Origin of the sequence: Chitinimonas sp. (assembly GCF_036568685.1) — a bacterium.
Lineage (GTDB): Bacteria > Pseudomonadota > Gammaproteobacteria > Burkholderiales > Chitinimonadaceae > Chitinimonas.
The window spans coordinates 20,311-39,818 of record NZ_DATCSC010000087.1 but is presented as its reverse complement, the minus strand read 5'-3'; the positions used below and the strand labels follow the sequence as shown (position 1 = coordinate 39,818).

The window sequence follows — 19,508 nt, the reverse complement described above, 5'->3', positions numbered from 1 at the left end:
CGATGGCAGCGACATTTGCCCGCAGCAAGCAGCGCGTCGAGGACGCGCCCGCTTGGTTGCTGCATAGCTACCCCTATAAGGAAACCAGCCTCATCATTGAGGTGCTGAGTCGTGACCACGGGCGTATGGCGCTCGTGGCTCGGGGTGCTCGTCGGCCTACCTCCAGCCTGCGTGGCAATCTTTTGGCTTTCCAGCCGCTGTTGTTGTCCTGGTTCGGTGCCGGTGATCTCAAGACCCTGCATGCCGCTGATTGGCAAGGTGGGGTACCGCAACTGGCTGGTCTGCCACTGATCTGTGGTTTCTACCTCAACGAACTGCTGCTCAAGCTGCTGCCAAGGGAAGATCCGGTCGGCGGTCTGTTCGAGGCCTATGGCCGTGCTGCACGCGCCTTATCGGCCTGCCCGCAGGAGGTTGAGCCTATCTTGCGTAGTTTCGAGCTGGCTCTGTTGAACGAGCTTGGTTATGGCTTTGAATTGGGGCGTGATGCCAAGGGTCGACCCGTCGCGGTCGATGGCGAATATTGCTATTACCAGGGGCAGGGCATACTACCGAGTTCGGGGAATCCGCGGGAGAGCGGCGTCAGAATCAGTGGGCGCAGCCTGCTGGGGATGGCTGCCGGCGACTATAGCCAGGTGCAGACCGGGCTGCAGGCCAAGCAGCTGATGCGGGTGCTGCTGGCCGGTCTCTTGGGCGACACGCCTTTGCATACCCGCAAGATATTGCGTGACCTGCACAAGCTCTGAGGTGGATGGTGATCTACGGCATCGGGACCGATCTGATCGATATCGCGCGCATGGCGGAGGCCTATCAGCGCCATGGCGTACGCTTTCTGAACAGGCTGCTGGCCAAGGATGAACAGGCCGAGTTCGCATCCGCCACCGATCCTGCCCGCTTCCTGGCCAAGCGCTGGGCAGCCAAGGAGGCCTTTGCCAAGGCGGTGGGTACCGGTATCCGTCCCCCTCTGTCGCTGGCAGGCATCACCATTACGCATGATGCGTTGGGCAGGCCGGGCCTCGCTTTCGATGCCGCGATAGCCGCCTATCTGGACGAGCGCAATATTCGGCATGCCCATCTGTCGCTGAGTGATGAACGTAGCGCCGTGGTTGCCTTTGTCGTCCTGGAGCGCGTTTGAGCTGGATGGGCTAGTCGTTCATCCCGGCCGTCACGTGGCTCGTCGCCTAGCACGTCGCCAAGTCAGCGATAGTCGCTAGCATGCACTGCATCGCTGTCTTCCAGCGTTACACGGATAAGCCATGAATTGGACCTTGCTTGCCTTTGCCGCACTGTTTGCGGGCCCCTTGCTGATCTGGCGTGCCCGCGCCACCCCGCCGGTACATGATGCCGACCAAATGCCGGGGCAGGCCCTGTGGGGCTATTTCCTGCTGCTGGTAGGCGCCTGGGGCGTGTTGTCCCTGTGGGCCAATCCTAGCGACCTGTTTTTTCTGATCATGCTGGCACCGGCCGTGCTCGCCCTGTTCGCCCGGTTGCGGGGCTACCGCGCAAAGGGCAATGAACGGGCATTGCCGAGCTGGGCGGCCTTTGGCTATGCCAATGCGCTGGTACTTGGGCTGATTGGTGTAGGCAAGACCTTTCTGGTTGAGCCCATGCAAATACCTTCCAGCTCCATGCGTCCCGGTCTCGTGGTTGGTGACTTTATCCTGGTCAACAAGCTCGCCTACGGCTTGCGTATTCCCTTTGTCGACCAGCCCTTGCTACGTCGGGCCGGGCCGGCACGAGGGGAGGTCGTCGTGTTCCGCCACCCCAAGGATCCCCGGACCAATCTGATCAAGCGGATGATCGGGTTGCCGGGTGACCTGGTGGAGTACCGCAACAAGCACTTGATGGTGAACGGTGTGCGCATGGACAGCCAGCCCATAGGCCAGTATCGCTATGGCAATGAGCAAGGTCAGTTGACCCAGGCTGTACTTCAGCGGGAGTCGTTCGGCAAAGTCAGCCATCAGACCTTGATCGAACCTGACAAGCCGGTAATCGATCTTTTCCAGGTTGATCACTTCCCCTACCAGCGGCAATGCCAGTATGACGTGTCCGGTTTTCGTTGCCGGGTGCCGCAAGGCCACTATCTGGTACTGGGCGACAACCGGGATAACAGCAGCGATGGCCGTTACTGGGGCTTCGTACCTGAGGGCAATCTGGCGGGGCAGGCCTTCATGGTCTGGCTCAGTTGGCCAGGTTGGGGCCATTTGCCAATCTGGGAGCGCATGGGCATGCGCATACATTGAGGGTCGGGCGTGATATGTAGCTACATTGCCTATCGCGCCCAGGTGTCCGATTGGCGTTGCCATGCCGGCTTGTGGTATTAATCACGGCGATTTGCCGCGTAGCGGCCCGTGCACCTCGCTCTCCGCTATGCTGGGAACAAGGTGAACGGCTCGGCTATAACAAAGTCATAGCCTGAGGTCGCATCCGGGCCGACCAGCGGCCCGGACGCCTGCCCAAACAAGAGGGATGCCGGGATGATAGCCATCGAACATAAAGCCCATTGCGTGCTGGCAACGGTTGCCGGCGAATTTACCTTGGCGGACTACAAGGAGTTCGAGGAAAACGTCCTCTACGAACTCAAATTCCACGGTCGGCCCAACCTGATGCTCGACCTGACCGAGATGTTGAGCTACACGCTGGATGTGGTTTGGGAGGAGATCCGCTTCTCCCGCGAGCATGCCGCCGATTTTGGACATATCGCTGTCGTAACTGCAGACCAGTGGACGACCTGGGCAACCTGGGTGGCCCGTTTGTTCGTGGATAGCGATGTGCAGGTCTTTGAAGATGGTCAGCAGGCGGAATCCTGGTTGCTGACCACAACGCCGGTGGCTGGCTGATGCGCGGATTGTTTGGCTCCCTAACCGGTATGGTCAAGCGGGAAAGCGACCCGCTGGCTGACGCTCGTACCGCGGCGCAATGGGTGCGCGACCTCAAACAAGAACAGGATATCGCAGGGCAATTGGCGGCCGTGCACGAGCTGGCGATCAAGTCATTGGAACGCCGCCCTCTGGCGCTTTCGACTCTGCAAGCCTTGTTTGTGATCGATGAGAAGATTCAATCCACCTTCGATCAGGTACGGCAGCAATACATCCAGAACCCTCGCGCCGGCAAGGCGATCGAGGAGAAGCTATGGAGCGATATTGTTGGCTTTGCCCGCGCCATGCTGGCCGCCTACCACCCCTTCGTCCGCCTGGAGGATCCCAGGCCGGAAGAGGAGGCGGGCTTTCAGCAGGCCACTGCCCTGATGCTGGCGCGTGCCACGCATTACGTCGGCATCCAGGTGAAGTGGCACTACTTTCGCTTCCAGAATCCGCCCTCAACCCTTTGGGCAGCGGCAAACCAGCTCTACCGCCTGGCAGAAGTCAGTGGCATCGACAGCCAGGCATTCCCGCTCTACCCCGAGCTGGACATGCAGCCCACCTCGTGCGCAGACGAGTTCATCCGTATCCAGATGCTGGCTACCCTCAACAACGGTAATTTCAACCTGCGCCAGTATGACTGGGCAGACCGTTGGCTGATCGGCTGGTCGCGGCAGGTTCAAATAGAACGCAAGTACCGCGACGGGATTCACCAGTTCTGTGTGAATCTGGCAGAACCCTCCGGCCCGGCAAAGATCCATGAGGCGGTCGAAGGCGACATGATGCGCTTCTGGGGTGTGGGTGACCTGCTGGCCGAGATGGGCAAGATCATTGGACAGCTTGAAGCAGGTGATTCGCCCGCCCGCCTGGGCTTGGGCGACGATGCGCGGATGCCGGCCTGCCTCGATTTCCTGCGCCAGCTGGAGATACTCTGGTCGCGCGAACGCAATCAACAATCCAGCCGCAACGAGCGGACCAAGGTCAGCAAGCTGATCCAGGTGACCTCGGGGCTGACTGCCATCTTCTCGGCTGTGCGCTTTGACGATGAACGGGCCATGCAGCGTGCCTCGGCGCGCAATGCTCCCGACAACGACGAAGTCATGGACATGAAACTCTATGGCTATGTGACCGACCGGACCAAGCAGAAACTGGCACAGGCGCAATCGCGCAACCATGCCTATGTAAACAAGGCGAAGTCCATAGAGCACGACGAATGGGTCGTCGAAAACCAGTCCGAAGGCGGTTTCGGTGCCTTGCTACCGGTAGAGGGGCACGACTGGGTGCGCCTGGGCGTACTGCTGGCACTGCGTAATAACGACCATGAAAACTGGCATATTGCCGTGATCCGTCGGCTGAATCGCATTGATGCCGACCAGCTCTACGCCGGCGTACAGATACTCACCGGCACGCCGGTATCGGCCAGCATGAAGTCGCTGGAGGACGAGCGTCACGCCCCAATGGCGGTAGACGGGATCGACACGGTGGGCCTTGTGATGCGCAAGAACGGGCTCTACATCCCGTATTTTGGTGAGGGACGGCGTGCCAACAGCCTGCTGCTGCACTCCGCCGACTATGCGCCGGGGCGACTCTACCAGGTACTGGCACGCGATAAATCCTTTATGGTGCGCATAGGTGAGACCCTGGAGAAGGGGCCGGACTGGATCTGGACCATTGTTGAGCTCTTGCGTCGCGATGCTTGACGCGGGGATTTTCGGGCAACAAAAAGCCGACCTCGGATGGGTCGGCTTTTTGTTGCCGGTGCAGCAGGTTCAAGCGTTGATCCGAGCCTTGATCCAAAGACCGATCGCTTCGATCTCCTCCATGCAGACTGAATGCGGCATGCGATAGCCTTGCCACTGTACCGGGTGGCCCTGGCTGCTCGCCCACTGCGCCGCGGATTCGCCCAACACGAAGGGCACGATGGGGTCTTGCACACCGTGCGCCGCGAAGATGGGCGTGGCGGCGTTGGCTTGGCTCAGCTCAGCGTCAATCAGCGCCTGCGAGGGGATGTAGGTGGACAAGGCGATAATGCCGCCCAGCCGCTCGGGATGGGTCAGGCCCGCACTGTAGGCCATGGCGCCCCCTTGCGAGAAGCCGGCCAGAATGATGCGCTCGGTTGGAATGCCGCGCTCGTTTTCACGCCGGATCATGGCCCGGATGGCCTCGCGGTTTGCGCGGATACCGGCTTCGTCCACCCGCCGGTTGATGCTGCCGATCTCCAGGATGTCGTACCAGGCCCGCATCACGTAGCCATTGTTGCAGGTCACCGGGATCATGGGCGCGTGGGGGAAGAGGAAGCGCACGCCAACCTCACTTTCCAGACCAAGCTCCGGCACTACCGGTACAAAGTCATTGCCATCGGCACCCAGGCCATGCATCCAGATCACGCTCCATTGCGGTGCAGGGCGGGTTTCTATTTCGATATGTTCGAGCAATGCGCTCATCAGCAGAGTTCTTTCACGGTTTGATGGCGGAAGCAGTCCACCGCATGGTCGTTGACCAGGCCGGCGGCCTGCATAAAGGCGTAGATGATGGTCGAGCCGACGAATTTGAAACCGAGCTTGCTCAGATCCTTGGAGATGCGGTCCGAGAGGGCGGTCTTGGCGGGCGCTCCCTGGCCCGGTTGCAGCATATTCTGCAGTGGTTTGCCATCCACATAGCGCCAGAGCAGGGAGTCGAGGCTCTCCCCGCGCTCGCGCAGGCGCAGATAGGCTTGCGCATTGCCGATCGCTGCCGCCACCTTGAGGCGGTTGCGGACGATGCCGGGGTCCTGCAACAGACTGGCCACCTTGGCCTCGTCATAGCGGGCGATGCATTCAGCGTCCCAACCATCGAAGGCGAGTCGATAGGACTCGCGTTTGTTCAGGATGGTTTCCCAACTCAGGCCGGCCTGCGCCCCCTCGAGATTGAGCATTTCGAACAGGGCCCGATCATCGTGACAGGGAACGCCCCATTCCTCGTCATGGTAGGCAAGGTAGCGCGGGTTCTTCGGGTTGGCCCAACGGCAGCGACAAGGTTCGGTCATGGCAAATCCGGCGGAGGACAAGAGGGTTGCTCAGCGGGAGAGGGGAGCTTGAGCCCGAGCATGTTCCAATCAATCGGCCCTTGGCGCAAGCCGGCCAGCCTCCGCGATTTGCGCTAGGGATGGCGAGATTGATGGTAAAATACTGCACGCTTGTACAAACAATCCGTACCCATGATCCAGATCCTGCAGCAGGCGATCGCCCAGCCCCAATTCCAACCCCGCCTGATCCGCGCCAGCCGCGCCTTGTTCGAAGTCCTGATCCATGAGGATCTGATCGACTTCCGCTATGGCATGCACTTGCTGCACCATCCGGAAATCGCCATCGAACTGGCCGATGACCTGGGAGACGATCTGTTCCGGCTTGAATTCTGACCCCCTTGTCGGCGCTGCCGACAAGGGAAGGTCGTGAGGTCGCCGCCTATTTCAAGGGGGGGATAGCGGCAGGTTGAAGTGGTGGCACCGGTTCGGTTGCCAATTTACGCTGTAACCAGGCAATCGCCGTTTCCAGCTGCTTGTCCTGGCCCAGGAAGGTGGCGTGGGGTGGATTCTCCACCTCGATATCGGGTACCACCCCCACACCCTCGATCAGCCAGCTGCCATCCACGCCGAACTGCGGGTTCTCGGCGACCCTGGCACGGCCGTTGTCGACCAGGTTGTTGCGGTCCGATAACCAGACACCTGCACCGGCGGTGCGGCTACCAATCAAGGGGCCCAGCTTGAGGGCCTTGATGCCGGCGGCGAAGGTTTCCCCGTCGGAATAGGTCAGGGCATCGGTCAACACCACCAGATGGCCGCGGAAGGTCTGCTGCATATTGGTGTAGGAGCCACCGGCTGGGGGCGCCCAGTAGGCCCAAGCCCGCCTTAGCAGCTTTTCGATGATCCAGCTGTCGATATTGCCGCCGTTGTTGCGCCGCACGTCGATGATCAACCCATCGCGGTCATATTGGCCATAGAACTCGCGTACGAAGCCAGCCATATCGTCGCCACCCATGGCGCGCAGGTGCAGGTAGCCCAGCTTGCCCTGGCCAGCCTTCTCCACCGCCTCCTTTCGGGTCTGCTCCCAGTCGGTGTAGCGCAATGCGGCCTGGCGCTGGGCGTTGACCGCCACGACCACGACCTTGCGGCTGGGGGCATCCCCGCGCTTGATCTCCAGCAGTACCTGCTGGCCGGCCTGGTTGAGCAGGAGGTCGGAGATATCGCGGGCCTCGCGGGTGCTGCGACCATTCACCGCCACGATCACGTCACCGACCTGCACATCCACACCCGGTGACTGTAGCGGCGAGCGCTCACCCGGTAGTTCGCGCTCGGTGTGATAGATGTAGCTTACCTTCCAGCCATTGGCGGTGCGTTGCAGGTCGGCACCCAAGCCTGCCACGGCAACGCTCTCCGGGCTGCGGCGCATGTCGCCTGCCGCCACTTGCGAATGCAGTGAGCCGACCTCAGCCACCATCTGTCCCAGTACGTCATCCAGCTCGCTGCGGTCGGTGACGCGCTCTACCAGTGGTGCATAGTGGGTGCGCACGGCAGACCAATCCACGCCGCGCATATTGCGGTCATAGAGCGAATCGCGATGCATGCGCCAGGCGTCGGCAAACATCTGCCGCCATTCCTCGCGCGGCCGGACCTGGATGCCCCAGTCGCCGATTCGCACCGCCGACTTGCCGAGATCCGCTGGTGCCTTGGCGCCGGCCTCCACGATCCACATATCGCCGCCATCGTTGCCTGCCTTGCGGTAGAACAGCTTCTTGCCATCCTGTGACAAGGCGAACTGGTTGACTTCCGAGGCGAATAATTCGAGCTTGGCTGGACCATTTTCAATGGCCAGGGTCTTCAGATCGCGTTTGCCACCATCGTGTTCCAGCAGATACAGGCGTTTGGCATCGCTCTTGAGGTCCAGGAAATTGCCGGCGACACCTGGTACTTCATACAGACGCTCAGCCAAACCGTCGAACACAATGGCAGGCAGCTTGGGCTTGTCATCCTTCTTGCTCTCCTGCTTGTCGGCTTTCTTCTCTTCCTTCTTGTCTTCCTTCGCCTCGGCCTTGTCCTCGGCCGCTTTGCCGGCCTGCAGTTCATCCTTGGCCTGGAACGGGAAGCGGTTGCCGGGCTGCAGGGCCAGCGCGTATAGCTTGCTGCGCTGGCTGAAGTGCGCGCCGGTGTTGCGGTCGCCCCAAGGACCACCACCGGGGGCCTGGAAGTTACGCTCGGAGAGGAACCACAACCATTTGCCATCCGGGCTGAAGGTTGGCGAACCGGATTGGTACTTGTCGCTGGTCAGCCAAGTGAGGTGCTTGCGATCCAGGGAATAGAGACCGATCCGGGACAGCTGGCGCGCACTGGTCTGACGGACCAGGGCAATGGCGCGGCTGTCCGGGGACCAGCGCAGGGCGTCGTACTCCTCGTTCCCGACGGCGCCGCCATCATCGATCAGCTCGTTATGCCCGCTGGCAAGCTCCAGCAGCCAAAGTCGGCCACGTTTGTCGCTATGGGCCAGCCAGCGCCCATCGGGCGAAGGCAGCACGTTCCAGCGCTGGGTGGTGCCATCATGGGTCAGCGCCTTGCCGCCGCTACTGCCGTCGGCCGGGAAGCGCCAGACCTCCTCCTCGCCGCTGGCATCGCAGATCGCGTAGAGCCACTTGCCATCGGGGCTGAGTGTGGCAGCTGCCAGGCGGCTACCTGCAGGTTGGGCAATATCGATGCGACGGATGGGGCCGACACCGGCCAGGGTGACCTGGCCGCGGGCGGTAACGGCAACCCGCTCGCCATCGGGTGATAGCTCGCTGCTGCTCATATAGCGCAGCGGCTTGTCCAGCCAGCGGGTACGTTGCTGGTCGAAGTCCGAGCTCAAACGGATGTCCAGTGCCCTGTCCGACAGGCTGGCGAGGTCGAGTACATGCAGATCCGCGCCCAACTGGTAGGCTATCTTGCCTTGATTCAGACTGGCGGAACGTACATCGAAATCGCGATGTTGGGTCAATTGGCGGGCATCGCTGCCGTCGTCACGTAGCGACCAGAGATTGTCGCGCCCATCGGCATCGCTGATCACCACCAATTGGCCGTTCCACCACATCGGGCGGCGCAGATTGGCATCGCGCGGGCCGATGCGCTCCGCTTCGGCACCGGATTTCAGGTTATAGCGCCACAGCTGTGCCATGGCACCGCCTCGGTAGTGGCGGGCATTGTCATTGGTGGTGGCCAGGCCGAAGCGGACGAAATAGAGGTTTTCGCCTTTGTCATCGAGCACTGCATCGTTGGCGTCGGCCAAGGGGAATACCCGTTTGGCCAGCGTGTTCGGATTGACTGCGGCGACAACGCGCAGGGAGTTCGGCCCGCTGCTGTGCTGGGCGCTGAACAGTACCTCCCCCTGCGGCGTCCAGCCCAAGGCAAAGGCGCGCGTGTTCTCGAAGCTGACCCGCTTGGGCAAGCCGCCGGCCAGGGGCATCACATAAACCTCGGTTGCCCCGTCGTAGTTGGCTGAAAAGGCCACCCACTGGCCATCCGGGGATAGCGCGGCGCGGGTCTCCTCGGCCGGATGGCTGGTCAAGCGGCGGGCAGTGCCGCCACTCGCGTCGCTGCTCCACAGATCTCCCTCGGCCGTAAATACCAAGGTATTGCCTTGCAAGGTGGGGAAGCGGAAATAGCCATTGCTGGCAGCAGGTACGACTTGCGAGGCCAGGAGGCCGGCCAAGGCGGCGGCGAGACGGGTCAGTTTCATGGCGCAGGAGCGGTTCGGAAAAGCGGCATCTTACTGAGCCACCTCTCAAGCTTCTGCCTGCATGCGACGACCAGTCGCCTGGAGGGATGAATGGTGACGCCTGTGTGCGTAGCCAAAAAAAAATGCCGCAAGGCTACCCATGCGGCATTTTCTTGATGGACGGGCTACTCAGTCTTGCCCGTACTTGGCATTGCGCGGGCCATACAGCAACCGACCCTGGCCACCGCCCGCGGTGAGCAGGCGCTGGCTGGTGATGCCGGCGTAGGTGTGGGACTTGTCGCTCACCGAGTTGGCAATCTGGTTGATCAGGGCGCCGATCAACATGCCTGCAAGACCGTTGTTGTTATTGTTGTTGTTCTCGGCGCTGGAGGAGCGGGCGCTGCCGGTCCACAGCGTCTGGCCGGTTCGCAGGTCGACCAGCCGCGCCTCGGCCGCCACGGCGGTTTCACTGCTGATGATGCGGTAGCTCGAGCCGTATTCCTTCACCTCGACGTAGAGCGCAGCGTCGGCACCGAAGATTTCGCGCAACTTAGCGGTAGGCACCGCATGGACTTCGGCGGCATTGCTGAGGCCATTTTCCTTGAAGGCCGCGTCCACCAGGCTGACCGGTAGCACGTAGTAGCCGGACTCCGCCAGCGGGTAGCTCATCTGCGCCAGCATGCTGTAGGTCGCCTTGACGTCAGGCGAGCTGTTAAGCGGCGGCAGGACCACGATAGAGCGCGGCTTGGCTTCCCTGAATGCCGTGTAGTCGTATGACTTGGGCGCGGTCGCGCAACCACTGGCGAGTACGATCAGGAAGAGGGCGGCCAGGATGCCCTTGCAGACTGAAAAATTCATCGTACCTCTCCTTGCTTGGCCGGCATCTTCTTGAGCAGAAAGTCCATAAATGTCGCGGACTCGGGGAAGAGTTCCTTCTCGGCCAGCAGCTGCTGGCGCATCTGGTCGGGCTGGCCCAGCTCGCCGTACAGTAGGCCCAAGTGGGCGTGGTAGCCCGGTGGAACAGCCTCTCCCTTGGATTGGATGGTCTGCAGGTCCTGCTGCAGCGAAGCCAGTTGGTCCTGTGGGCTACGACCATCACCGCGGAAATGGTCGTAAACCTGTTGCTGGTAGCTACCCCAGCCGTAAATGCTCTTGGCGGGGGCTGCACAGCCCCCCAGCAGCGCAGCCGAAGCCACCACGCCGGCGAGTGCCCGGCGCGTTGTCAGTACAAATTTCATTGTTTCAAATACCTGTATCGGTCTGGAGTTTGTTATGAGTTCAAGTGCTTGAAAAGCTTAAGCTAATTCAAGGCAATGACGAGCGTCAGCGAGGTTACCCGCAGCGGTGGCTGCCAGAGTTCTTGGCGCTTTAGCGCCTAGAACCTGTGCGTGCAAAGCTGCGGGAGGGGAGGGGTAAAACAGGAAAGCGCCACTATATGAGGTTCCACTGCCACGTGGCGCCAGGGTCGCCCTGCTGCCTGCGCTTCCCCCTCCTCCAATCAATGACTTGCGTTCATAACAGGTGCTTACTGCGCCGGCCGCCATGCGCCGGAATCGATACCCGCCGTGAGGTTGTTCACGGCCTCGCGGATGGCGAGGTCCAGCACCTTGCCATTCAGCGTGGCGTCGTAGCCGGCGGTGCCGCCAAAACCGATCACTTCGCGGTTGGACAGGCTGAACTCCCCTGCACCCTGGGCGGAGTAGACCACTTCCGAGGTCTGTACGTTGACCACGTTCAGGGCGACCTTGGCGTAGGCGACTTGCGACTTGCCACGCCCAAGGATGCCGAACAGCTGCTGGTCGCCAACTTCCTTGCGGCCGAACTCGGTGACATCTCCGGTCACCACATAGTCGGCAGCCTTGATCGCCTGCGCCTTCTTGGCCAGCGAGGCTTCCTGGGCGGTCTCGCTCATATTGTCGCGGTCCAGCACGCTGAAGCGACCGGTCTGCTGGAGATGGGTGATCAGGATGGTCTTGGCCTGGCCACCGAGGCGGTCCACGCCATCGGTGAAGATGCCACGCATAAAGCTCGATCGGTTGTCGAACTTGCCGACCGAGATCGGGCTCCGGGCGCCCTTGTAGGGGGTGGCGGAGGCCGCAACCTTGGCGACCTCGAGGGTACGGGATTGCTCGGTGGCGCAGCCGGCAAGGGCCGCCAGCAAGGCGAGCGAGAGAAGCGACTTATGCATTCCTACTCCGGGTTTATCGATGATTTTATGGGCTGCAGCAGCAGCGCGGCCGCGCATGGTAGCGGCTGGCCGGGCGTCTGGTAAACCCTGGTCAGCCGATATAGTCAGGTAGAAATACCTTGAAATAGGCAAAGTGGCGCGGACTCCGCCGCGCCACAACATGCCGGTAGCAAGGATGGATCAGGCTTCCGCGGTGCGTTTGCGCAGCTCGTACTTCTGGATCTTGCCGGTCGCCGTCTTGGGCAGCTCGCCAAAGACCACATGACGCGGCACCTTGAAGCCGGCCATATGCGCCTTGCAGTGGGCAATGATCTCCTCGGCTGTCACCTGGCTGCCAGCCTTCAGCTCCACGAAGGCGCAAGGCGTCTCCCCCCACTTCTCATCGGCCTTGGCCACCACCGCGGCGGCCAGCACGGCGGGGTGGCGGTACAGCACATCCTCTACCTCCACGCTGGAAATGTTCTCGCCGCCGGAGATGATGATGTCCTTGCTGCGATCCTTCATCTTAATGTAGCCGTCCGGATCGACGACTGCGAGATCGCCGGTATGGAACCAACCGCCGGCAAAGCACTCACGGGTGGCCTTTTCGTTCTTGAGATAACCCTTCATGCAGATATTGCCGCGGAACATGATCTCGCCCATGGTCTGGCCATCATGCGGTACTGCCTGCATGGTCTCCGGATCAAGCACGGTAATACCGTCTTCCAGGTGGTAGCGTACCCCTTGGCGGGCATTGAGCCGGGCCCGCTCGCCAATATCCAGCTCGCTCCAAGCGGCCTGCTTGGCGCAGACGGCGGCTGGGCCATAGACCTCGGTCAGGCCGTAGACATGGGTCAGATCAAAGCCCATCTGCTCCATGCTCTCTATCATTGCCGCCGGCGGGGCCGCGCCGGCCACCATGGCATGCACCAGGTGGTCTATGCCGACCTTGAGCTCGCTGGGCGCGTTGCAGAGCAGGTTGTGCACGATGGGGGCGCCACAGTAGTGGGTGACCCGCTCTTGGCGGATCAGATCGAAGATGGCCTTGGCGTCGACCTTGCGCAGACAGACATTCACTCCGGCACGTGCGGCGACGGTCCAGGCAAAACACCAGCCATTGCAGTGGAACAGCGGCAGGGTCCAGAGATAGACCGCGTGCTTGGGCATGTCCCATTCGAGAATATTGCTGACGGCATTGGTATAGGCGCCACGATGGTGGTAGACCACGCCCTTGGGGTTGCCGGTGGTGCCCGAGGTGTAATTGAGGCAGATGGCGTCCCATTCATCCGTCGGGGGGCACCAGGCATAGTCAGGGTCGCCGCTGGCCAGAAAGGCCTCGTATTCGAGCGATCCAATAGGATGGTTGTCGCCCTGGTACAGCACGTCGTCCACATCGATGACCAGCGGCTGCACCTTACTGCGCGCCAGCGCCAGGCGGATGACCGGAGCAAACTCGCGGTCCACCAGCACGGCGCGCGCCTCGCCGTGGTCCAGCATGAAGGCGATGGCCTCGGCATCGAGCCGGGTATTGAGGGTATTGAGCACCGCACCTGACATGGGCACACCGAAGTGCGCCTCGACCATGGGTGGCGTGTTGGGCAGCATGGCGGCAACCGTGTGGCCCTTGGCGATGCCGGCCTTGGCCAGCGCAGAAGCGAGCTGCCGGCAGCGGCGGTAGGTTTGCTGCCAGCTCTGCCGCAAAGTGCCATGCACGATGGCAGTACGGTCGGGGTAGACCTGCGCCGCCCGCTCGATAAAGCCCAAAGGGCTGAGCGGCGCATGGTTTGCCGGGTTCTTGTCCAGACCTGTTTCGTACACCTTGAATCTCCTCGATCGTTGGCGGATGACGAACAACTTCCCGGCCTGCAGCGTGCTGGCACATGGGGCGGCCGATGACGGGCCGCCGCTGTGCGCGATGTTATTTCTTGGGTCGGAAAGCCTTGACGCGATGCTCGTTGGTTTCGATATAGGCGGCGCCGATCAAATCAAGGCAGTAGGGCACGGCTGCGAAGATGCCGGGCACCACCACTTGGCCGTCGGCGTCACGCAAGCCTTCCAGGGTTTCCTTGATCGCCTTGGGCTGGCCCGGCAAATTAAGGATCAGCGCCTGCTTCCGGATCACGCCGACCTGCCGCGACAGGATGGCGGTCGGTACAAAACGCAGGCTGATCTGCCGCATCTGCTCGCCAAAGCCCGGCATTTCACGGTCGGCCACAGCCAGTGTGGCATCCGGCGTCACATCACGTGGGGCAGGGCCAGTTCCGCCGGTCGTCAGCACCAGACCACAGCCATCCTCGTCCACCAGGGCTTTGAGTGTGGTTTCGATCAGGGGCTGCTCATCCGGGATCAACCGCTCCACCACCGTGAACGGGGTTTGCAGTACTTCCTCCAGCCAGCTTTTAAGCGCGGGCAAGCCCTTGTCTTCGTAAACGCCACTGCTGGCCCGGTCGCTGACCGAGACCAGGCCGATGCGCAGAGCCTCACTCATCCTCATCTTCCTCGGCGTCGTCCTCAGCTGCGGATTGGCCTGTCAGGGCCGGTTCCGGGTAGATCTCCTTGAGGAACTGGAACAGGCTGCGGTAGTGCTTGGGCGGTTTCTGCGCCGCGCGTTCGGCACGGGCATTGCGCACCAACTGGCGCAACTGCTGGATATCGATGCTGGGATGCTCGGCGATCAGGGCGGCCACCGCCTTGTCGTCGGTCAATAATTCATCACGGCTGCGCTCAAGCTGGTGCAGCCAGGCGCTCTGCCGGTCGTTGTCACCCTTCAGGCTATCAAGCAGGGCCTGGATGGGGGTGGGGTCTACGTCGCGCATCAGCTTGCCAATGTATTGGCGCTGCCGCTTGATGGCGCTGTTGGAGGTGATCTTCTGCGCGTCCTTGATGGCAGTCAGCAGGGCATCCGGCAGGTCCAGCTTCTTGAGCTGGAGCTTGGAGAGGCTGATCAGCTGCACGCCCAGGTCCTGCAGTGCCTCCATCTCGCGCTTCATTTGCGACTTGGAAACATATTCAATCTCTTCGCCGTCGAAGTCATCGGCAAAGTCGGAGTCGGAGTGCGGCGTGCGGGACATGGCAGGAACAGGTTTTGTAGTACGGACTGTTATGATACCGGACCCGGCGCCACCTACCCAGCCGGGCAACTTCCCCGCCGCCGAATTATGCTGAAAGTGCAGATCCGGCTTGTCGTCGCTGTCCAACCTTTGCCAAGACCATCGAGATGCCTGTGAACTCATCCGTCGAATCCGGTTTTTCCTATAGCCAGCCTGCGCTGCGCAGCCTGGTGGAGCAGGTGCTTGCCGATGCCAAACGGCAAGGCGCCACCAGTTGCGATGTGGATGTATCGGAAGGTGTAGGCCAGAACGTCAGTGTGCGATTGGGTGAGGTTGAGACCATCGAATACAACCGTGACAAGGGCGTGGGCATCACGGTCTACCTGGGGCAACGCAAAGGCCACGCCAGTACTTCCGATTTCTCCGCCGAGGCCTTGAGCCAGACGGTCAGCGCGGCCCTGGCGATTGCCCGCTATACGGCAGAGGACGATGCCGCCGGCCTGGCTGACCCGGTGCGGCTGGCTACGGTCTTCCCGGACCTGGACCTCTTCCATCCTTGGTCCCTGCCGGTGGAAGAAGCTATTGAACTGGCCCGGCGCTGCGAAAGTGCGGCGCGCGACGTGGATAGCCGGATCAGCAATTCCGAGGGGGCCACCGTATCAAGCCATATCGGCCAATCGGTATACGGTAACTCGCACGGCTTTATCGGCCCCAGCGTCAGCTCACGGCACTCGATCTCTGCCTCCATCATCGCCCAAGAGGGCGAAGCCATGCAGCGCGACTACTGGTATAGCGTGGCGCGCGCCGCTGCCGACCTGGAGGACGCGGTCGTGATCGGCCGCAAGGCGGGTGAGCGGGCCATTGCCCGGCTGGGCGCCCGCCGCATCAAAACCGGTGAATACCGTGTGCTCTATGATCCGACCCTGGCATCTGGTCTGATTGGCCATATGGTGTCGGCCGCCTCGGGCGGCAGCCTCTATCGCAAGGCGAGCTTTCTGCTCGACTCGTTGGGTAAGCCAGTGTTCTCGCCCATCGTGCAGATTGTCGAGGACCCCTTCCTGGCCCGTGGTATGGCCAGTTCCAGCTTCGACGCTGAAGGTGTGGCCTGCGTCCGCCGCGAACTGGTAACCGACGGGGTCCTAAACGGCTGGTTCCTGGGTAGCTACTCCGCCCGCAAGCTGGGCATGAGCACTACCGGCAATGCCGGCGGTAGCCATAACCTGCTGGTTCGGCCCACGGCCGGCGGATTGGATGACATGCTGCGGCAACTGGGTACCGGCCTTTTTGTGACCGAGCTGCTGGGGCAGGGCGTCAACGGCATCACCGGAGACTACTCACGCGGCGCCGCCGGCTTCTGGGTGGAAAACGGCAAGATTGTGCATCCGGTGGAGGAGATCACCATTGCTGGCAATCTGAAGCAGATTTTCCAGGATATCGTTGCGATTGGCTCCGACATCGACCTACGTGGCAGCAAGCGAGTGGGTTCCATCCTGGTGGAGCGCATGACGATCGCAGGTGCCTGATGCGCCGATTTGCAAGGATGAGCGGGTGGGCTGATGCTCGCCGCTCGCCCTGTCGGCCATTCTGACTATTCATTTGTCATTGATATTCCATTGTCCTGCGGTAAGCTAGCCCGGTTATCAAATCGGAAAGGTGGGCGGGGCAATGAAATGGCATGGAATCAGCAGCGCCCTGATCGCGCTTGCACTCGCTGCTTGCGGCGGTGGCGGCGGCGATAGCACTACCCCGTCGTCCGGTACCACACCGCCACCAGCGCCCCCCCCGCCAGGTGCCAGCGTCAGTGAACCGGATGCTTTGCGTTTGCTGGAGCAAAGCAGCTTTGGTCCGACCGATGCCAGCCTGGCTGCAGTCAAGCAACTGGGCATTGCCGGCTTTGTGGAAGACCAGTTCGCACAGCCTGCTACGGGCTACCAGGGCTTTGCCTTTCTTGACGCCAATTCCAATGTCGGTTGTCCCACCGGTTCGGCCAGCAACTGCTTCCGGGACAACTACACGCCGTTCTACCTGCAGCAACGCTTCTTCCAGAACACCATCAACGGCAAGGACCAGCTCCGTCAGCGGGTTGCCTTCGCACTGTCACAGATTCTGGTGATCTCGGGCCGCGACATCGGCCAGCCTTATGCCATGGCGGCCTACCAGAACATTCTGCTGAACCAGGCCTTCGGCAACTTCCGCGACATCTTGTACGAGGTCACCCTGAGCCCGGCGATGGGCGACTACCTCGACATGGTGAACAACGACAAGCCCAACCCGGCACGTGGCACTGAGCCCAATGAAAACTACGGCCGCGAGGTCATGCAGCTGTTTTCCATCGGTGTCTGGAAGTTGAACCCGGATGGCAGCCAGCAGCTTGATGGCAAAGGCAAGCCTATCCCGAGTTATGACCAGGATGTGGTCGAAGGCTTTGCCCATGCCTTTACCGGCTGGACCTACCCACCGCGGCCGGGCGTCAACGGCAAATGGACCAATCCCCGCAACTACGAAGGCCGCATGGTGGCCTTTGCTGACCATCACGACGTCGCCGCCAAGACGTTGCTTGACGGCCGCCAGCTGCCAGCCGGGCAGGGGGCGGAGAAGGACCTGAGCGATGCCATAGACAGCCTGTTCAACCACCCCAATGTCGGTCCCTTCATTGGTCGGCAGCTGATACAGCAGCTGGTTACCAGCAATCCCAGCCCGGCCTACGTCAGCCGCGTCAGCGCAGCCTTCAACAATAATGGTCAGGGTGTGCGTGGCGATATGAAGGCCGTGCTGCGCGCCATCTTGCTGGACAGCGAGGCCCGCGGCGATCGGCATGACGAGGTGAGCTACGGCAAGCTGCGGGAACCCGCGCTCTTCGCCGTCAATCTGCTGCGCAGCGTAGGTGGCAGTTCAGATGGCGTCTACCTGCGCGCCCAGAGCGCGACCATGGCGCAGGATGTCTACAGCCCGCCTTCGGTCTTCAACTACTACCCGCCCGATTACCCCCTGCCGGAGAGCAGCCTGCAAGCGCCACCGTTCGGTATCTACGACGCGACGACTGCCTTTGCCCGAGCCAATTTCGTCAATGCGGTCCTGGCCCAGAACGGGATTGCTGCGGATGCCTCGGTGCCCGGCGCGGTCGGTACCCGCATCGACTGGGCGCCCTGGCTGGCCTTGGGAGGTGACAGCAACAAGTTGCTCGATCGCATCAACCTCTTGCTGTTTCACGGCGCCCTGCGTGACGACGTGCGCGCCGGAATCAAGCAAGGGGTGGACAGCGTGGCCGCGACCGACAGCTACGGTCGGGCCCGGGCCGCACTTTATCTGGCGCTGACGTCGCCACAATTTCTGGTACAGCGCTAAGGCATAGCCATGACGATCTCGCGTAGACAATTCCTGAAGAGCTCCGCCGCGCTGGCGCTGCTGGAACAAATCAGCCGGCTCGACGCCCTGGCAGCCCCCTTGGCGGGCAGCGACTATCGGGCGCTGGTCTGTGTCTTCCTGTTTGGCGGAAACGACAGCAACAACACCATCGTCCCCACGGATGCCAGCGGCTACGCCGACTACCTGAAGGCGCGCGGCAACCCTGCTACAGGCGGGCTTGGCCTGGCACAGAGCAGTCTGATTGCCTTGCCAGGCGTGAATTACGGCCTGCATCCTGGTCTCGCCCCTTTGCTGCCGATCTGGAACGCCGGCCACTTGGCCATGCAATTCAACGTGGGCACGCTCAATCGGCCCATCAGCAAAGCCGAGTATGCCAACGCGGCCAACCGGCCGGAGAGTTTGTTCTCCCACTCCGACCAGCAGGCGCAATGGCAGTCGGCCGTCAGCAGCGGCCCTAGCCGCAGCGGTTGGGCCGGCCGCATTGCCGACCTCGCCGGCAGCAACGGTGCCTTGCCCCTGATTATTTCTACCGGCGGCAATAATCTCTTTGCCGTAGGGAATGCCACGACACCGCTGGCCATTCCCGCCAACGGCGGTATCGGTCTCAATGGCTTCGGTTCCAACCCGACCGGCAGCCCCTTGTTTGGCGCCATGACGCAGCTTCGCGGACTCGATGCCGGCAATCAGCTGGTCCAGGCAGCCGCCGGCACCATGAACCGAGCCATTGCAGCGAGCTCGGCCCTGGCGCCGGTGCTGACCGGTACCTCGCCCGTAGCCAGCCTGTTTGCCGGCCAGAACAATAGCGTTGCCCAGCAGCTGCACCAGGTCGCGCGCGTAATCGGCGCGCGGCAAACCCTCGGTGCCGGTCGGCAGATATTCTTCGTTTCGCACGGCGGCTACGACACGCATACCGACCAGCTCAACCGCCAGGCCACGCTGTTGGGGCAGCTCGGTACGGCGCTCAAGTCCTTCTACGACGCCTTGAACCAGCTTGGCGCCTTGAGCCAGGTCACCACCTTCACCCAGGCCGACTTCGCCCGTACCCTCAAGCCCGCCTCAGGCGGTGGCAGCGACCATGCCTGGGGTGCCCACCACTTTGTCATGGGGGGCTCGGTCAAAGGGGGGACCTATGGCCGTTTCCCCAGCCTGGTGTTGGGTGGCGCGGACGATGTCACCAACGAAGGGCGCTGGCTGCCTACTACCGCGGTACAGCAGTATGGCGCCACCCTGGCCAGTTGGCTGGGCGTGCAGGCAACGGATCTGCCCAAGGTGTTCCCCAATATCGCCGCCTTTCCGCAGGCCAATCTGGGCTTTATGCGTTAAGGCCCGCGCCGGTCAGCGCAATCCG

General features: G+C 61.9%; 18 protein-coding genes. 9 read left to right on the top strand and 9 right to left on the bottom strand.

Translation table 11 applies throughout. The annotated features are described in order from the left end of the window. Positions 1-2 precede the first annotated feature (2 nt). From recO to VIM95_RS12865, 5 genes are all read left to right on the top strand, one after another. On the top strand, positions 3-743 hold the full coding sequence (recO, locus tag VIM95_RS12885; protein ID WP_331986254.1) for a DNA repair protein RecO: 741 nt from the start codon (positions 3-5) through the stop codon (positions 741-743). A gap of 5 nt (positions 744-748) precedes the next feature. Next, positions 749-1,132: a holo-ACP synthase gene (gene acpS / locus VIM95_RS12880; protein WP_331986252.1), complete on the top strand. Its 384-nt coding sequence runs from the start codon at positions 749-751 to the stop codon at positions 1,130-1,132. Positions 1,133-1,253: 121 nt separating this feature from the next. Then, positions 1,254-2,240, top strand: a complete 987-nt coding sequence (gene lepB, locus VIM95_RS12875; protein ID WP_331986250.1) for a signal peptidase I — start codon at positions 1,254-1,256, stop codon at positions 2,238-2,240. A 234-nt stretch (positions 2,241-2,474) separates the two neighbouring features. Next, positions 2,475-2,837, top strand: a complete 363-nt coding sequence (locus VIM95_RS12870; RefSeq protein WP_331986248.1) for an STAS/SEC14 domain-containing protein — start codon at positions 2,475-2,477, stop codon at positions 2,835-2,837. Then, positions 2,837-4,558 carry a hypothetical protein gene (locus VIM95_RS12865; protein WP_331986246.1) on the top strand — a complete coding sequence of 574 codons (1,722 nt, stop codon included), beginning with the start codon at positions 2,837-2,839 and terminating at the stop codon, positions 4,556-4,558. The genes VIM95_RS12870 and VIM95_RS12865 overlap by 1 nt, the downstream gene beginning before the upstream one ends. Positions 4,559-4,627: 69 nt before the next feature. Here VIM95_RS12865 and VIM95_RS12860 read toward each other — a convergent pair whose 3' ends face one another. Next, complete coding sequence (locus VIM95_RS12860) at positions 4,628-5,302, bottom strand: alpha/beta hydrolase (protein ID WP_331986244.1); 675 nt, start codon at positions 5,300-5,302, stop codon at positions 4,628-4,630. Further along, complete coding sequence (locus tag VIM95_RS12855) at positions 5,302-5,883, bottom strand: DNA-3-methyladenine glycosylase I (protein ID WP_331986242.1); 582 nt, start codon at positions 5,881-5,883, stop codon at positions 5,302-5,304. The genes VIM95_RS12860 and VIM95_RS12855 overlap by 1 nt, the downstream gene beginning before the upstream one ends. Positions 5,884-6,054: 171 nt before the next feature. On the opposite strand from VIM95_RS12855, the gene VIM95_RS12850 reads away from it, so the two are divergent. Continuing rightward, positions 6,055-6,255 (top strand): hypothetical protein, encoded by a 201-nt coding sequence (locus VIM95_RS12850; protein WP_331986240.1) that lies wholly within the window; start codon positions 6,055-6,057, stop codon positions 6,253-6,255. A gap of 46 nt (positions 6,256-6,301) precedes the next feature. On the opposite strand, the gene VIM95_RS12845 is transcribed toward VIM95_RS12850, so the two are convergent. The 7 genes from VIM95_RS12845 to yjgA form a co-directional block, all read right to left on the bottom strand. Then, the gene (locus VIM95_RS12845) at positions 6,302-9,598 is read right to left on the bottom strand and encodes a S41 family peptidase (protein WP_331986238.1); all 3,297 of its coding nucleotides are present in this window, start codon (positions 9,596-9,598) and stop codon (positions 6,302-6,304) included. 168 nt (positions 9,599-9,766) lie between these two features. Beyond that, positions 9,767-10,435 carry a DUF799 domain-containing protein gene (locus VIM95_RS12840; protein WP_331986236.1) on the bottom strand — a complete coding sequence of 223 codons (669 nt, stop codon included), beginning with the start codon at positions 10,433-10,435 and terminating at the stop codon, positions 9,767-9,769. Continuing rightward, positions 10,432-10,815 carry a DUF4810 domain-containing protein gene (locus VIM95_RS12835; RefSeq protein WP_331986234.1) on the bottom strand — a complete coding sequence of 128 codons (384 nt, stop codon included), beginning with the start codon at positions 10,813-10,815 and terminating at the stop codon, positions 10,432-10,434. The genes VIM95_RS12840 and VIM95_RS12835 overlap by 4 nt, the downstream gene beginning before the upstream one ends. A gap of 287 nt (positions 10,816-11,102) precedes the next feature. Continuing rightward, positions 11,103-11,765 carry a CsgG/HfaB family protein gene (locus VIM95_RS12830; protein WP_331986232.1) on the bottom strand — a complete coding sequence of 221 codons (663 nt, stop codon included), beginning with the start codon at positions 11,763-11,765 and terminating at the stop codon, positions 11,103-11,105. Positions 11,766-11,945: 180 nt separating this feature from the next. After that, positions 11,946-13,562: an acyl-CoA synthetase gene (locus tag VIM95_RS12825; RefSeq protein ID WP_331986230.1), complete on the bottom strand. Its 1,617-nt coding sequence runs from the start codon at positions 13,560-13,562 to the stop codon at positions 11,946-11,948. Positions 13,563-13,662: 100 nt separating this feature from the next. After that, positions 13,663-14,238 (bottom strand): molybdopterin adenylyltransferase, encoded by a 576-nt coding sequence (gene mog, locus VIM95_RS12820; protein ID WP_331986228.1) that lies wholly within the window; start codon positions 14,236-14,238, stop codon positions 13,663-13,665. After that, the gene (gene yjgA, locus VIM95_RS12815; protein ID WP_331986226.1) at positions 14,225-14,815 is read right to left on the bottom strand and encodes a ribosome biogenesis factor YjgA; all 591 of its coding nucleotides are present in this window, start codon (positions 14,813-14,815) and stop codon (positions 14,225-14,227) included. Before yjgA ends, mog begins: the two co-directional genes overlap by 14 nt. Before the next feature lie 152 nt (positions 14,816-14,967). Here yjgA and pmbA point away from each other — a divergent pair, with 152 nt between their 5' ends. From pmbA to VIM95_RS12800, 3 genes are all read left to right on the top strand, one after another. After that, positions 14,968-16,317 carry a metalloprotease PmbA gene (gene pmbA / locus VIM95_RS12810; protein ID WP_414648527.1) on the top strand — a complete coding sequence of 450 codons (1,350 nt, stop codon included), beginning with the start codon at positions 14,968-14,970 and terminating at the stop codon, positions 16,315-16,317. A gap of 142 nt (positions 16,318-16,459) precedes the next feature. Beyond that, positions 16,460-18,139, top strand: coding sequence for a DUF1800 domain-containing protein (locus VIM95_RS12805; protein ID WP_331986222.1), 1,680 nt, complete (start codon positions 16,460-16,462; stop codon positions 18,137-18,139). A 9-nt stretch (positions 18,140-18,148) separates the two neighbouring features. Continuing rightward, on the top strand, positions 18,149-19,483 hold the full coding sequence (locus tag VIM95_RS12800) for a DUF1501 domain-containing protein (RefSeq protein WP_331986220.1): 1,335 nt from the start codon (positions 18,149-18,151) through the stop codon (positions 19,481-19,483). Positions 19,484-19,508: the final 25 nt, after the last annotated feature.

Coding starts and splice junctions, on each gene's coding strand:
- recO (WP_331986254.1), top strand. CDS start 3: ATGGCAGCGACATTTGCCCGCAGCAAGCAGCGCGTCGAGGACGCGCCC.
- acpS (WP_331986252.1), top strand. CDS start 749: ATGGTGATCTACGGCATCGGGACCGATCTGATCGATATCGCGCGCATG.
- lepB (WP_331986250.1), top strand. CDS start 1,254: ATGAATTGGACCTTGCTTGCCTTTGCCGCACTGTTTGCGGGCCCCTTG.
- VIM95_RS12870 (WP_331986248.1), top strand. CDS start 2,475: ATGATAGCCATCGAACATAAAGCCCATTGCGTGCTGGCAACGGTTGCC.
- VIM95_RS12865 (WP_331986246.1), top strand. CDS start 2,837: ATGCGCGGATTGTTTGGCTCCCTAACCGGTATGGTCAAGCGGGAAAGC.
- VIM95_RS12860 (WP_331986244.1), bottom strand. CDS start 5,302: ATGAGCGCATTGCTCGAACATATCGAAATAGAAACCCGCCCTGCACCG.
- VIM95_RS12855 (WP_331986242.1), bottom strand. CDS start 5,883: ATGACCGAACCTTGTCGCTGCCGTTGGGCCAACCCGAAGAACCCGCGC.
- VIM95_RS12850 (WP_331986240.1), top strand. CDS start 6,055: ATGATCCAGATCCTGCAGCAGGCGATCGCCCAGCCCCAATTCCAACCC.
- VIM95_RS12845 (WP_331986238.1), bottom strand. CDS start 9,598: ATGAAACTGACCCGTCTCGCCGCCGCCTTGGCCGGCCTCCTGGCCTCG.
- VIM95_RS12840 (WP_331986236.1), bottom strand. CDS start 10,435: ATGAATTTTTCAGTCTGCAAGGGCATCCTGGCCGCCCTCTTCCTGATC.
- VIM95_RS12835 (WP_331986234.1), bottom strand. CDS start 10,815: ATGAAATTTGTACTGACAACGCGCCGGGCACTCGCCGGCGTGGTGGCT.
- VIM95_RS12830 (WP_331986232.1), bottom strand. CDS start 11,765: ATGCATAAGTCGCTTCTCTCGCTCGCCTTGCTGGCGGCCCTTGCCGGC.
- mog (WP_331986228.1), bottom strand. CDS start 14,238: ATGAGGATGAGTGAGGCTCTGCGCATCGGCCTGGTCTCGGTCAGCGAC.
- yjgA (WP_331986226.1), bottom strand. CDS start 14,815: ATGTCCCGCACGCCGCACTCCGACTCCGACTTTGCCGATGACTTCGAC.
- VIM95_RS12805 (WP_331986222.1), top strand. CDS start 16,460: ATGAAATGGCATGGAATCAGCAGCGCCCTGATCGCGCTTGCACTCGCT.
- VIM95_RS12800 (WP_331986220.1), top strand. CDS start 18,149: ATGACGATCTCGCGTAGACAATTCCTGAAGAGCTCCGCCGCGCTGGCG.